Origin of the sequence: Endozoicomonas sp. ALD040 (assembly GCF_049275945.1) — a bacterium.
GTDB lineage: Bacteria > Pseudomonadota > Gammaproteobacteria > Pseudomonadales > Endozoicomonadaceae > Endozoicomonas_A.
The window spans coordinates 1,885,569-1,899,481 of the sequence record NZ_CP184829.1 but is presented as its reverse complement, the minus strand read 5'-3'; the positions used below and the strand labels follow the sequence as shown (position 1 = coordinate 1,899,481).

Genomic DNA, 13,913 nt, shown 5'->3' with positions numbered 1-13,913 from the left:
AGCGAGGACGGCAGAGTGTTGATCTCGAAAAAACGCATCTGGATTGGAATTGTATTTTGACTAGCCAGTATGAGTGTCGTCTGCAACTACTACAGCAGTCGTCCAACCAAAACCTGCTCAGTGGTATACAACACGGAATCGAACGTGAAGGCTTGCGGGTATCGGCTGATGCACGTTTGTCGCAGTTTTCTCATCCGGAAGTGCTGGGTAAGACCCTGACGCACCCCTATATTACGACTGACTACTCTGAAGCTTTGCTGGAGTTCATCACTCCGGTCTACTGCAAGGTGGAAGATGTTATGAAATTTCTGGAAGAGCTGCATAGCTACACCTGCAAAAACCTTGATGGTGAATTGCTCTGGGCGGGCAGTATGCCAGCTCTGCTGGAAGGTGAGCAGAGCATTCCTATTGCCCGTTATGGTGACTCCAATTCAGGCAAAATGAAGACGATCTACCGTGAAGGGCTGGCGCATCGATATGGCAAGGCGATGCAGACTATTGCCGGCATTCATTATAACTTTTCCTTGCCAGAATCATTCTGGCAGTTGTTGTCTGATGCTGAATCTTCAGATCGTTCTCTGGAAGATTTCCAGTCAGAATCCTATTTGGCAATGATCAGAAACTTTCGTCGTTATTCCTGGCTGCTGATGTATCTTTTCGGCGCTTCGCCCGCTGTCAGCAAGAGTTTTTTTACTCAGGAAAAAGCCTTCGAGTCGCTGGCACAGCTGGATGAAGACACCTTGTATTTACCCTGGGCAACTTCTTTGAGAATGAGTGATCTTGGCTATACCAATAATGCCCAGTCATCCTTGAGTATTTGTTACAACACTCTGGGAGAGTATGTTTCCAGTCTTGCTAAAGCCATTAAAACGCCCTATCAGCCTTATGAAGAAATCGGACTCAAAAATGGCGATCGTTATCTACAGCTGAATACTAACCTGCTCCAGATTGAGAACGAATATTACAGCAACATTCGACCCAAGCGAATTGCCAAACGGGGTGAGAAGCCTCTGACCGCATTGTCGAACTATGGTGTTGAATACATTGAAGTGCGCTGCATGGACATCAATCCCATGGAGCCACTGGGTTTGTCTTCGGCTGATGCTGCTTTTCTGGATGTGTTCCTGGTGTTTGTCGCATTGATAGACAGTCCTGAAATTGATCATGCAGAGTGTCAGAGGGTGACTGAGAACTTTGCCCTGACGGTTTCAGAAGGAAGACGTCCCGGACTGAAGTTAAATGATGAGCAGGGTCCGGTCCCTCTGACTGACTGGGGATTGTGTTTAATCGACATGATGGTGCCCGTTGCCCAGATGCTGGATAAGGCAAATGAGTCTCATCTCTTCTCGGAATCTCTGGCTCAACAGAGAGCGAAGCTGCTGAATGCTGAGAATACACCTTCAGCCAGAATCTTGCAGGCACTGAAAAACAGCGGAGACAGTTATATTGATTGGATGCTCAAGCAGTCTGAAGCACACGCCCGCTATTTCAGTCAGCAAAATATTCAGCCTGAAAGGTTGGAGTATTTTGGGCGCATAGCCGCCGAATCAAGGGAGCATCAGGAGCGATTGAAAGCTTCTGATACGACGCATTTTGATGAGTTTCTGAAACGTTATTTTGAATCTGAATGATTCGTAATTTTTTGAAAAACCGGATCTGGTGAGTAAGCAAATGACCATCAGATCCCATCATATTCTCTCACGAACAGGGCTTTTTTCTGACCAGAAAAAGCTTTCTTACCTAGGTAAAAGTTGTTTTTTGCTGGTTACTTCTATTTTGTTTTACCGTGAAAAAATTTTCACCCGTGAGGGAGACAAAAAACTGTTTCAGCTGCTCATGGCTGATTTACGCGATCGATCAAGCTCTGTTTTTTGAATCGCTCTGGAACTCACCGAACGGGAGTCAGAATCCCATTTTTTTGACTGCTTTATTAAATAATTTTTTTGAATCAAGGCAGGCCCTTTTATCTTTTATAGAATTAAAAAACCCTAAAAACCCTGAAAAAAACGACTTTTGGTGCGATCGTACAAATATAATCAAGATCGAAATTGACTGTAAATTGAAATTACCTCTTGCCGCAAAAAATCCACTGTCATAACCTAGCAACTGAGTCGCCGTTTCCAAGCAGCCTGTCGGACTTAAGACTGTCCTACTGCGGTTGCAATAAATTGGTCTAAAAATCTCTGTTTCTTCGTCAAATAGCTCGCTATTCTCCTCAGAAACAGAGATTTTTATCCTCAATTTCTTGCAATCCTCGCTACGGACGCTTAAGTCCGACAGGCTGCAAGGGGCGAGAAAGTGATCCCGTTTCAAGTAGATGAGATCCAAACGAAGAGGAATAGTCATGCTGGAGGGGTGCAAAACGGCCAGAGAACGTTGGGGTGGCGTATCGGAAATCATTGACCGCTGGCTAAACGAGCGGCAAGCGCTGATCGTTCTCTACTGCTCAATCAATGGAGTGAATCAATTTCACGATGATAAAAGACCTGTTGCAAACAAACTGAAAGAAATGTGCCAGATTCTGGTTGATTATGTTTCAGCGGGTCATTTCGAAGTTTACGAACAACTGATTCAGGAAGGTATTGATTTTGACGATGGGGGAGTAGAAATGGCACAGTCCATTTTGCCGAAACTGGAAAAAAATACGCAGGCTTGTCTGGATTTTAATGACGGTTGTGAGTCCCTCAGCAGTGTCATTATGCTGCAGACCCACCTGTCCGAACTGGGTGAAGCTTTAGAAGAACGGTTTTCTCTGGAAGACCAGATGATTGAAGTGCTTCACGAATCCCACAGAGAATTGCTTGCCTCGCAATAATACCGCTGGCAGATAGTCCGAATATCTGCCAGCAGTATTAAGGAAACTGCTCGACCTGCGGTGGTCTGATTACTTCTTTTTCTCTTCTTTTCCCTGCGATTCTTTTTTCACACTCAGCAACTCAACTTTAAAAATCAGCACCTCATTAGGCCCAATCCTTCCGGGAATTCCTCCGGGACCATATGCAAGCTCTGAAGGAATATAAAGCTCCCAGACGGAACCTTCCTGCATCTGTTTCAGACCTTCAGTCCAGCCTTTGATGACCTGATTCAGTTTGAACGTTGCCGGTTGGTTTCTGCTGTAAGAACTATCAAAGACTTTGCCATCCAGAAGGCGTCCTTCGTAATGGACAGTCACTTCACTGTTCTCTGCTGGTTTGATGCCTTGACCGTTCTTAATCACTTTGTACTGAAGGCCACTTGCCAGTGTTTTGATACCTGACTTTTTGGCGTTATCTTTCAGGAAAGTCTGACCCCTTTCAAGGTTCTTTTTTGCCTCCTCTGCCAGTTGGGCCTGACGCTTTTTCTCCTGATCCTTACGAGCCTTTTCGATCAGCCTGAACATTTCCTGCTTGTCAAAAGCCAGTGGTTTGTTCTCCAGAGTATCCTCTACTCCCCGGGACAATGCGTCCGCGTTGATGCCCTCAAACTGTTTGAGTTGCTCGGCTAAAATTGCACCCAGACTGTAGCTGAGTTTGTCTGCCTCTGTTTCCAGAGCAGTAACTGATTGCAGGGAAAAGGACATCAGGGCGATGCCAGCAAGCACTTTTAGTCTCATGAAGTTTCTCTATTTATTTTTAAAGTGCAGCTCTTCCTGACTTTGCAGTTATTGTTGTCATGTTCCGGTCAAGCTGCACTTCCGGCTCATGGCTATTTGTGTTAGCTCGACTCACGAAGGGTCAGATTTTTTTTTGGTACAAGTGTTTCTCTATCTTTCTGCAAACACAGAGAGATAGCAAGTGTTATGGAACATTACTTTTACAAAAAGGCCTTAAATTAAAGGGTTAAATGACTTTCGCCGATGATAAAACGAAAGACGACAAGTTTTTTTTGAAGGAAAAAAAATAATTTTATATAAAAAAATGCATAAAAAAATTTGCAGTCGTGTGATAAGCACTCTATTTTCTAATTAAAACTGGATATAAATTATTCAGCTTTTATATAGAAGTACTTCTAAAGGCAATGACGAGGGATGACCAAATGCCTGTAGCTAAAAGGAAACCAGCCGCCAAGAAGGCTGTAAAAAAACCAGCCGCTAAAAAAACTGTGGCAAAAAAGCCAGCAGCTAAAAAACCAGTCGTTAAAAAAACTGCAGCGAAAAAAACCACTCGCAAGGTAGATCCGGTTAAGAAACTGGAAAAAGAAATTGAAGCACTCAAGAAGAAATTGGATAAGGCTAAGGAGTCTTTGAAGAAAGCAAAGACAAAAGCCAAAGCTGACGCCAAGAAAAAAGCTCCGGCTAAAAAGGCTGCTGCTAAAAAGAAAACGGTAGCGAAAAAAACCACTGCCAAGAAAAAGGCCCCAGCTCGTAAAGCAGCTGCCAAAAAAACGGTTGCTAAGAAAAAGGCACCGGCTCGTAAAGCAGCAGCCAAGAAGGCTGTAGTTAAGAAAAAAGCCCCAGCTCGCAAGACCGCTGTTAAGGCTCCAGCCAAGAAAAAAGCCAAGAGCTAATCGCTACAGCGGTATATGCAGGAGAGGGAAGCCTCTCCTGCAATAATTCTAAATATCTCTCTCCCTCTCGCCATCTGTCTGCGAGTACTTCTTTGTGGCAATGATTCCGTTGCCACTTTTTTGGAAATAACCTGACCCGAATTTTGACCTCGAATTGCCTGACCACTCTGCATGATATTAACGTCTCGTTGTATAGAAATCCCTGTATCCGCAGTGGTTTGATATTCCCGTAGGAATGCCAGTGAAACAGTGTTTATAATGCGCGCCATGATTAATTTGAACTCAGTCAGTTTATTGCGCTCTGGCAAGGTTTTGCTGGAAGAAACCAGTGCAATAATTCATCACGGCCAGCATGTTGGGCTGGTAGGAGCCAATGGGTGTGGCAAGTCGAGTCTGCTGGCCCTAATTATGGGAAACCTGCAAGCGGACAAGGGCGATGTCAGTATCGACACCGGTCGCGGGATTGCTCACATGGCTCAGGAGGTTCTGGCTCTGGACCAGAGAGCCGTCGATTATGTGTTGGATGGAGATGAGACACTTCGGAAAATAGAAAAAGCCATTGAGCGTGCCGAACGAGACGAAGAGCACGGCAATCTTGCTGAACTTCACGAAAAGCTGCTTCAGGCAGATGGCTATACGGCGCGTTCTCGCGCTGAACAATTGCTCCATGGTCTTGGATTTTCCCATGAACAAATTGAGCGTAGCGTAAAAGATTTCTCTGGTGGTTGGAGAATGAGATTGAATCTGGCTCGTACCCTCATGTGTCCTTCAGACTTACTGTTCCTTGATGAGCCAACCAACCACCTTGACCTGGATGCCATTGTCTGGCTGGAAAGTTTCCTTAAACGTTATCAGGGCACACTGATTATTATCTCTCACGACCGTGATTTTCTGGATGCAGTGATTGATATCACCCTTCATATCGAGCATCAGAAACTGAATACCTATCGTGGCAATTATTCTGCTTTTGAACGCATGCGTTCTGAACGTCTTCAGCAACAGCAGGCTGCTTTTGAAAAGCAACAAAAGCAGCGTGCTCACATGGAGAAGTTTGTTGAACGGTTTCGTGCCAAAGCGACCAAGGCCAAACAGGCACAGAGTCGCTTGAAAGCGCTGGCCAGGCTGGAAGAAATAGCACCGGCTCATGTCGATTCGCCTTTCAGCTTCAGCTTTCCTGATCCTGAAAAAATATCTTCACCGCTGTTGACCCTGGAAAAAGCCGAACTGGGTTATGAAGGCAGCACACTTATCAAACTGAAAATGAATATCCTGCCTGGCAGTCGCATCGGTTTGTTGGGGGCTAATGGCGCGGGTAAGTCAACCCTGATCAGGACACTGGCAGGAGAGTTACCCCTGGTAGCTGGCCAGAGGCATGATGGAGAGCACCTGAGAGTGGGATACTTCGCCCAGCATCAATTGGAAAAGCTGGATGCCGATGCCAGCCCATTGCTTCATTTACAACGAATGTCGCCTGAGGCGCGGGAACAAGAGTTGAGAAACTTTCTGGGTGGCTTTGGTTTTCATGGTGACAAGGCCCTGGAAACGATTGCAGGCTTTTCTGGCGGTGAACAGGCGAGGCTGGCATTGGCAATAGTAGCCTGGCAAAAGCCTAACCTGTTATTGCTTGATGAACCGACCAACCATCTTGATCTTGAGATGCGTCATGCCCTGACTATGGCTCTACAGACGTTCGAAGGAGCCGTGATACTGGTGTCGCACGATCGTAGTCTCCTGCGCAGTACTACAGATGATCTTTTTCTGGTTCATGATGGCCGGGTTGAAGCTTTTCAAGGTGATCTGGAAGATTACAGCCTCTGGTTGACTCAGCAGCGCCAAGAAGATAAATCAGAAACCCTTTCTGAAACGGTTCAATTGGCGCACTCTGCACAAGCCCGCAAAGAGCAGAAGCGTCTTGAGGCAGAACGTCGCAAACAACTCAGGCCGCTGAAAAAGAAAGTGGAGTTTCTGGAGCAAAAACTGGAGAAGCAACAATCTATGCTGGCGGATTTGGAGTCTGAACTGGCCAGTCCGGAACTCTATGAAAGTTCAGAAAAAGAGCGTTTGAAATCTTTGTTGGATCAGCAGGCTCAATACAAAAAAACGATTGCACAAATCGAAGAAGATTGGATGGAAACGCTGGAGCAACTGGAAGCAATGGAAAGTGAGTAGGCATCTTTTGCCGCCTGATAATCATCAGGCGGCATAATCAGGGAATATCATACAGAGGAGTAGGAGTTTTCAGAGATCGATCGTAGTCTTTCTCGCAACCCTTTTTGCCTGGCGCAAAATGGGCAGGGACTCCATTCCGGAAAAGCGGGTCATGAATCTGAAGTATGACCTTATTATGCTTGCTCGTATGCCACTTCTTCAGCTTCGTCGGATACACTGTCCAGTTTGCCCAGCAAACTACCCACCCTTTCGCTCCAGGAGCTCAGTTCCTGTTTGAGATGAGTGTTTTCATCTTCCAGACGGGTATTGGTTGAACGCAATTCCTCTAGCTCCATTCGAGTGAGTTCAAGTTTGTCGATCAGGTTCTGAAGTTTGTTTTCAAGTTGGCCTAAGGATTCAATGGACATAATTGTTACTTTTTCACCAGGAATAGTTCGGACGAAATCAGCTTGTCTGTAACCAACAGCCGCCAGCCTGTTCTTTAAGCAGCAGTCCGGCAGGCACCTGTGCAAGTTAAGGGTGGTTTTTGCACTGGCTCTACGATAGCACATACTTCTGGCTAAGTTCAGATAAGTTACTTATATGCAGGCTATACTTGCGAAGTAATTACAAAAGATTGCGAGTGATAGGGGAATGTTTATGACTCTGTTCTGAATTGAATCTATCGCTTCTGAAATGCTTTAAAAACGACGATCATTTTATAATGCCCGGGCAGTCTGCTACCGACATACCAATCGTCTCTTCAAATTCTTTTCCAAAGAGGCTTTTGCGACAGCCTCTAAAGTCGGGACAGCAGGGACGTGTTCGCGGTAATTGAGACCTTGGCGTGGTCCGGTGGAGTTTTAATGACGCCAGTTAGAAATTTTGATGCTTTTCAGAGTTGCACAGGACAGCCAAGTGGGTCCTGTGCGATGAGGTGAGATGCCTCAAGGAGTTTTGCATGAGCGAAACTGCACTACCTGACGCAACCATTGTCTCTGTTCTCAATGTCGAAGACGAGGCCATGAGGGCCTTTTACATCTCCCTGACCTGTAATCAGAGTGTTGACGAATACATTCATGATCAGCATCTTTACTTTTCTTCACGTCAGGTAGAAGGTGTTTTTCTGAGTCATCTGCTGGCTTTGACGGAATTGGCCCTGGATCGCTGCTTTCTGCTCACTCGATGACGGCAATGAGTATTTTCAGGTTGAACTGACTCTTGTGATACCGGGCTTGCGTACTGACAACTACCCACCAAATAGATACACTTCCCAGCTGCGAATGTAAATGCAGATCGTGCTTCCGGGCTGACTGAGGTCAGTCTGATGTTCGTGCGTACCTGAGGACAATTCGCAAAAAGCACCATGAGCAAAAGAACCGTTTTTCATCACTTGATGTGCTGGAAAGTGTTTCACGGTAACAAGTGATAGATAAGTAACTATGCCAGAAACTATTCCCCCTGACTCGGTGGGCCTGGTCGAACCCGAAACGGTTCATTTTGATCAGCCCCTTCAGTTAAGTTGTGGCCAGACCCTGAACGAATATGACCTGGTAATTGAAACCTACGGTGAGCTGAATACCGAAAAGAGTAATGGTATTTTGATCTGCCATGCGCTCAGTGGCCATCATCATGCAGCCGGTTACCACAGCATGGAAGATCGCAAGCCTGGCTGGTGGGATAACTTTGTTGGACCGGGTAAGCCTCTGGATACCCGGCATTTCTTTGTTGTCAGTCTGAACAATCTCGGGGGCTGTCATGGCAGTACAGGCCCAACCAGTATCAACCCGCAAACCGGCAAACTTTACGGCTCTGATTTTCCCATAGTAACCGTAGAAGACTGGGTCGAGAGTCAGGCCAGACTGGCAGATCATCTGGGTATTCGACAATGGGCTGCCGTTGTGGGTGGCAGCCTTGGCGGTATGCAGACGCTTTACTGGTCTACGGCTTATCCTGAACGACTGCGTCATGCTGTTGTTATTGCTTCTGCACCGAAACTGTCGGCACAGAATATTGCTTTTAATGAAGTGGCTCGTCAGGCCATTCGCTCCGATGAAAACTTTCGGGATGGCCAATATCTTGAAGAAGGAACCCTGCCCAAGAACGGACTGGGACTGGCCAGGATGGTAGGCCACATTACCTACCTGTCGGATGACGCCATGGGACAAAAGTTTGGGCGTGAACTCAAGAATGAAGAGTACAGTTTCGACTATGGTGTTCAGTTCCAGGTAGAGAGTTATCTTCGCTATCAGGGAGAAAATTTCTCTGGCAGCTTTGATGCCAACACCTATCTGTTGATGACCCGGGCTCTGGATTATTTTGATCCGGCCCGGAAGTTTAATGATGATCTTGCACAGGCTTTGTCTCCGGCTAAAGCACGCTTTTTGCTGGTTTCATTCACTACCGACTGGCGATTCTCCCCGGAGCGTTCCAGAGAGATCACCGATGCGCTTCTCAAGGCGGGCAAGCAGGTTTCTTACCTGGAAGTGGATGCCCCCCAGGGCCATGATGCTTTCCTGATGAACATTCCCCGATACGTGAATGCCGTTTCAGGCTATATGAAACGAGTCGCTGACGAATGCAAGGAGACTGCCGTATGAGTACCCGTGTTGATTTTGCCATCATCAGTGACTGGATTGGCCAGGGCAGTCGGATTCTTGATCTGGCCTGTGGTGAGGGGGCTCTGCTGGCGGATCTGGGGAGAAACAAGCAGGTCAGGGGTTATGGACTGGAGATTAATCCACAGAATATCCAGAATTGTATTCAAAACGGCGTCAATGTTCTTGAGCAAAACATTGACCAGGGTTTGGGCAATTTTGGCGATCAAAGCTTTGATACCGTGGTGATGACTCAAGCTCTGCAGGCTCTGCAGTTTCCTCATCTGGCACTGGATGAAATGCTTAGAGTGGGTCGGGAATGCATTGTCACCTTCCCGAACTTTGGTCACTGGCGTTGCCGCTGGCATCTGGCTACCAAGGGCAGAATGCCGGTATCCAAATTTATGCCTTATACCTGGTATGACACGCCTAATATACACTTTTGCACGTTTAAGGATTTTGAAGATCTTTGTCGTCAGAAAAAGCTGAAGATCATCAATCGTATGGTAACCGATAGCGCCAACAGGGGAGGCTGGAGAACCCGCCTGCTGCCCAATCTGATGGGAGAAGTGGCTATCTATCATCTGACTCGAGGAGAGTGAAGTCATGGCTTGTGTAAGGCTGCTTAGTTTACTGTTGGCGCTTGCCGTTTTTTCAGGAGCCCATGCTGCCGGGGTGCCTGAAGCCCGTGTCATGAATGACAAACCGGCTCGGTTTGGCGATTATGAAGTCTATTACAGTGCCTTCCCCAGCACCTTTATTCAGCCGGGCATAGCCAAAACGTATGATCTGGAGCGCGGCCCAAAAAATGGTCTGGTCAATATGGTTGTCAGAAACGTCAGGGACAGCGACGAAGGCAAGGCGGTAAAAGCCTCTTTTGATGGTAATGCCGCCAACCTTCTGGGTCAGCAGTCGGCTCTGAATTTCAAGGAAATAAAAGAAGGTGATGCCATCTATTACCTGGCAGGTTTCCGGTTCAGTAATGAAGAAATGCTAAAATTCACCATCAAAGTACACCCTGAAGGTTCCAGTCAGAGTCATACCATTCAGTTCAGCCAGAAATTTTACGAGGGCGGCCAGTGAGTTCGTTGCTAAAAAAAGAGCCAAAAAAAGTGGTATTGGCCAGTGGTAACCAGGGCAAGCTGAGGGAGCTTCAGCAGATGCTCTCGGGGCTTGACTTTAAAGTGTTGGCTCAAAGTGAGTTCGGTATAGATTCTGTTGAGGAAACAGGGCTGACTTTTATAGAAAATGCCTTGATCAAGGCCAGAAATGCAGCAAAAATCTCAGGTCTTGCAGCTATTGCTGATGACTCCGGAATTGAAGTGGATGCCCTGAATGGCCAGCCAGGTATTTACTCGGCACGATTTGCCGGTGACGATGCCACCGACAAAGCCAACAATCAGAAGCTTTTGCAGAGCCTGGACGGATTACCCAAAGAGCAAAGAACCGCTCGTTTTCACAGCGTGCTGGTCTATATGCGTCATGCCGAAGACCCTACCCCTGTGATCTGTCACGGAAGCTGGGAAGGCTACATTCTGGAGTCGCCTGCAGGTAATCAGGGCTTTGGTTATGATCCGCTTTTTTATGTACCTGACCACAAGTGTGCAGCGGCTGAACTCAGTCGGGAACAGAAAAACAGTATCAGCCATCGGGCCAAAGCCATGGCGCAGCTTCTGGCGCAGTTAAAAGAAGGCTCCTGATAGACGACTTTTTTTCTTTATGCGGCCGGTGATGTTATCTGGCTGCTTTAATCACCTGACCTGATTCTCGATATGCTCGAACTCCCTCCATTGAGTCTTTATGTTCACATCCCCTGGTGTGTCAAAAAATGCCCCTATTGTGACTTCAACTCCCATGCACTCAGTGATGGTATTCCTGAAGAAGCTTATGTCAACGCCCTGTTGGAAGACTTTGACAGCGAAGTGAGTTCTCTCCAGGGGAGAGCCTTGCATACGATTTTCTTTGGTGGCGGTACTCCCAGTTTGATGTCTGCCAAAGGCTTTGATCGTTTTCTCTCTGAGCTGGAAAAACGAATCCGTTTCGCGCCGGGTATTGAAATCACCATGGAAGCCAACCCCGGCACCTATGAGCATGATCGGTTCAAAGATTATCGAAAAGCCGGCATCAACCGATTGTCATTAGGGGTTCAGAGTTTTCAGGATGAAAAGCTCAAGGCGCTGGGCCGTATTCACAGTTCGGAAGAAGCACGCAAAGCGATTGAGTCCCTCAGGGGGATGGGCTTTGATAACTTCAATATTGATCTGATGCACGGACTGCCCGGGCAAAGCATTCAGGATGGCCTGTCAGATCTGGAAAAAGCGGTTGCACTGGAGCCGACTCATATTTCCTGGTACCAGCTCACCATTGAACCCAATACGGTTTTCTATTCAAAAACGCCCATCCTGCCAGAGGATGATACCCTCTGGTCGATCCAGGAAGAAGGGTGGGATTTACTGGCAGAGGCGGGCTATCAGCAGTATGAAATTTCGGCCTACAGCCGACCCGGCAAGCAGGCAAAACATAATCTGAACTATTGGCAGTTTGGTGACTATATCGGTATTGGTGCAGGGGCCCATGGCAAGATCACCCAGCGGGAGACGGGCAGGATTTATCGAAACTGGAAAACCAGGATGCCTTCCGATTATCTGGCAATGGACAAACCCTTTGAATCGGGCAGCAGGATATTGGGTAGGGATGATCTGCCGATTGAGTTTATGATGAATGTTCTGCGTCTTAACCAGGGGGTTGATCACTCATTGTTTGTGCAGAGAACCGGAATGGCACTTTCTGACATAGACGTTCAATGTCAGCTGGCGATTGAAAAAGGTTTGCTGGAGCAGGATCGACTACAGCCAACAAAGCAGGGGCGACTCTTTCTGAATGATCTGTTGGCTTTGTTTACGGATGGGTGATTTTCTCGCTCAGGTAGCGACTGGACGCCATTTTTTTGGAATCTGTTGCGAATTGTTTACGCACTCAAAACGGAGGGTGAACTATGGAATGGATAACAGACGGCATTATTTTTCTGTCAAAGTTGGCTCGTGAGCATCTTGGTGTCATCGCTATGGCTCTGACAGCGGTAGCCGTGGCATTTGTGGGGCGTTTTATTGCCTCATGGAGCAGTGGCTGGATGAATCGGCTGCACGCTGCGGTGAGAATCCCTGCAAGAGCTGTTTTGAATCTTGCCCTGTTTGGCGCCATCTTCTATTTTGTGCCACAGTGGCTCGGCAATTTACTGGGCTACTTCAATCATTACACTCTCGCTCCGGTATTGCTGGTAATCGCAGTCTGTGTCGGGATATTGTCGGAGAAGCTGGGGCATTGAGAAGAGGAGCAGCGATTGAAACTCTGCCCCTTCCGGATGGGGTAAGGTTTATTCCGTTCTTTCGAACAGCAGATCCCAAACGCCGTGACCCAGCCTGTGACCGCGCTTTTCAAACTTGGTCAGCGGTCTGAAATCTGGCCTTGGTGCGTATTGACCTTCACTTTCCTGATTTTTAAACCCTTCAGCGGCCGTCATGACGTCCATCATTTGTTCGGCGTAGTTTTCCCAGTCTGTGGCCAGATGAATAACGCCACCCAACGCCAGTTTCGGTCTGATGGCTGCAATAAATTTGGGTTGAATCAGGCGACGCTTGTGATGACGCTTTTTGTGCCAGGGATCAGGGAAATAAATCTGAACTCTGGACAGGCTGCCGTCGGCAATGCAGTCGCGAAGCACTTCAACGGCATCATCGCAATAGCTGCGAACATTGGTGACGCCTGCCAGCTGGGATTCATTCAACAGACTGCCAACTCCCGGGCGGTGAACCTCAATACCGATAAAGTTTTTGTCGCTTTCGGCTTTTGCCATAGCCACCAGTGACAGTCCCATGCCGTAACCGATTTCCAATACGACAGGTGCCTCCCGGCCAAAGGCTTCACTGATGTTTAATGGCCCGTCTTCTTTCTGTAGACCCCACTTGTCCCAGCATTCATCCCAGCCACGACGCTGCCCTGTGGTCATACGACCTGCGCGCAGGACAAAACTTTTGATTTCCCGACGTTTAGTCGGATCGGGGGTGTGATCAGGATCAACTGAGCTGGTCATGAGAGGTACATAATCTGCAAATGAAAAAGTCGGCGTAAGATACCTAAACTGTGTTGACTTGGAAACCTTTGGCTACCGGATTCAGGTTTGCTCATGTGTTTGTTATCCAACCTTGAGTACAGCGGAGTCATCCTTTCTGAACTGGTCGTGCTTTAACTTGAACACGTTTATCAAGTTGGTGAGTGTTCTAAAACGGCTAATTGAGTCTTCAATATCCTCTGAGCTAATGGGGTCAGAGTACTTGGAAGGGAGGTTTTCAGGGGCATCAGGTTCCATCTTGCCATGTAACTTTTTTCCATCTGATTTTAAAATGGATAAAAAAATTTCTTCCAGCTTTCTGATAGCGGCTTCAACATCCGAGTCATTAAAGCAGTCTATTGAATAGTGATCTTCAGAACCTAGAGCTTCAAAGATATTCTTTTCTGCTAAGGAAAATTGATTCTTTAATTCCTCGAGTAAGGATGAAGTGACAAAAGCTGTTTCAATGAGGTCAGCATTGGTTTCGTAGAGCTTTCCATCATTGGCTGCCTCGTATTTAACGAGATTAATACTCAGTGACATGGTTGACCTCCTGTGGAGTCTGGATCAATCAA

The 13,913-nt window shown here is 47.1% G+C and carries 15 protein-coding genes; 11 read left to right on the top strand and 4 right to left on the bottom strand.

The genetic code is table 11. The features are described 5' to 3' along the window. Positions 1–56: 56 nt before the first annotated feature. Positions 57–1,631 carry a glutamate--cysteine ligase gene (gene gshA, locus ACOJUN_RS06270; RefSeq protein WP_422135804.1) on the top strand — a complete coding sequence of 525 codons (1,575 nt, stop codon included), beginning with the start codon at positions 57–59 and terminating at the stop codon, positions 1,629–1,631. A 713-nt stretch (positions 1,632–2,344) separates the two neighbouring features. After that, positions 2,345–2,815: a sigma D regulator gene (gene rsd, locus ACOJUN_RS06265; RefSeq protein WP_422135803.1), complete on the top strand. Its 471-nt coding sequence runs from the start codon at positions 2,345–2,347 to the stop codon at positions 2,813–2,815. Between the two features lie 69 nt (positions 2,816–2,884). Here the strand turns inward: rsd and ACOJUN_RS06260 are convergent, their stop codons facing one another. Next, on the bottom strand, positions 2,885–3,592 hold the full coding sequence (locus ACOJUN_RS06260) for an FKBP-type peptidyl-prolyl cis-trans isomerase (protein WP_422135802.1): 708 nt from the start codon (positions 3,590–3,592) through the stop codon (positions 2,885–2,887). A gap of 422 nt (positions 3,593–4,014) precedes the next feature. Here ACOJUN_RS06260 and ACOJUN_RS06255 point away from each other — a divergent pair, with 422 nt between their 5' ends. Then, positions 4,015–4,485 (top strand): hypothetical protein, encoded by a 471-nt coding sequence (locus ACOJUN_RS06255; RefSeq protein WP_422135801.1) that lies wholly within the window; start codon positions 4,015–4,017, stop codon positions 4,483–4,485. Between the two features lie 267 nt (positions 4,486–4,752). Further along, complete coding sequence (locus ACOJUN_RS06250; RefSeq protein ID WP_422135800.1) at positions 4,753–6,654, top strand: ATP-binding cassette domain-containing protein; 1,902 nt, start codon at positions 4,753–4,755, stop codon at positions 6,652–6,654. 173 nt (positions 6,655–6,827) lie between these two features. On the opposite strand, the gene ACOJUN_RS06245 is transcribed toward ACOJUN_RS06250, so the two are convergent. Next, positions 6,828–7,061: a cell division protein ZapB gene (locus ACOJUN_RS06245; RefSeq protein WP_317144590.1), complete on the bottom strand. Its 234-nt coding sequence runs from the start codon at positions 7,059–7,061 to the stop codon at positions 6,828–6,830. A 533-nt stretch (positions 7,062–7,594) separates the two neighbouring features. On the opposite strand from ACOJUN_RS06245, the gene ACOJUN_RS06240 reads away from it, so the two are divergent. The 7 genes from ACOJUN_RS06240 to ACOJUN_RS06210 all read left to right on the top strand — a co-directional run bounded on the left by ACOJUN_RS06240 (position 7,595) and on the right by ACOJUN_RS06210 (position 12,555). Next, the gene (locus tag ACOJUN_RS06240; protein ID WP_317144591.1) at positions 7,595–7,822 is read left to right on the top strand and encodes a hypothetical protein; all 228 of its coding nucleotides are present in this window, start codon (positions 7,595–7,597) and stop codon (positions 7,820–7,822) included. Positions 7,823–8,075: 253 nt separating this feature from the next. Continuing rightward, entirely contained in the window at positions 8,076–9,233 is a 1,158-nt protein-coding gene (gene metX, locus ACOJUN_RS06235) for a homoserine O-succinyltransferase MetX (protein ID WP_422135799.1), read from the top strand. Continuing rightward, entirely contained in the window at positions 9,230–9,832 is a 603-nt protein-coding gene (gene metW, locus ACOJUN_RS06230; RefSeq protein ID WP_422135798.1) for a methionine biosynthesis protein MetW, read from the top strand. The genes metX and metW overlap by 4 nt, the downstream gene beginning before the upstream one ends. A 4-nt stretch (positions 9,833–9,836) precedes the next feature. Next, positions 9,837–10,313 (top strand): DUF4426 domain-containing protein, encoded by a 477-nt coding sequence (locus tag ACOJUN_RS06225; RefSeq protein WP_422135797.1) that lies wholly within the window; start codon positions 9,837–9,839, stop codon positions 10,311–10,313. Next, on the top strand, positions 10,310–10,930 hold the full coding sequence (locus ACOJUN_RS06220) for an XTP/dITP diphosphatase (protein WP_422135796.1): 621 nt from the start codon (positions 10,310–10,312) through the stop codon (positions 10,928–10,930). The genes ACOJUN_RS06225 and ACOJUN_RS06220 overlap by 4 nt, the downstream gene beginning before the upstream one ends. A 72-nt stretch (positions 10,931–11,002) precedes the next feature. Then, a complete protein-coding gene (gene hemW / locus ACOJUN_RS06215) occupies positions 11,003–12,142 on the top strand; it encodes a radical SAM family heme chaperone HemW (protein ID WP_422135795.1) in 1,140 nt (379 codons plus the stop codon). A gap of 83 nt (positions 12,143–12,225) precedes the next feature. Next, a complete protein-coding gene (locus ACOJUN_RS06210) occupies positions 12,226–12,555 on the top strand; it encodes a DUF3392 family protein (RefSeq protein ID WP_422135794.1) in 330 nt (109 codons plus the stop codon). Between the two features lie 48 nt (positions 12,556–12,603). Here the strand turns inward: ACOJUN_RS06210 and trmB are convergent, their stop codons facing one another. Together trmB and ACOJUN_RS06200 are read right to left on the bottom strand one after the other, a co-directional pair. Beyond that, on the bottom strand, positions 12,604–13,320 hold the full coding sequence (gene trmB / locus ACOJUN_RS06205) for a tRNA (guanosine(46)-N7)-methyltransferase TrmB (RefSeq protein ID WP_422135793.1): 717 nt from the start codon (positions 13,318–13,320) through the stop codon (positions 12,604–12,606). Positions 13,321–13,422: 102 nt separating this feature from the next. Continuing rightward, positions 13,423–13,881, bottom strand: a complete 459-nt coding sequence (locus ACOJUN_RS06200; protein WP_317144599.1) for a hypothetical protein — start codon at positions 13,879–13,881, stop codon at positions 13,423–13,425. Positions 13,882–13,913: the final 32 nt, after the last annotated feature.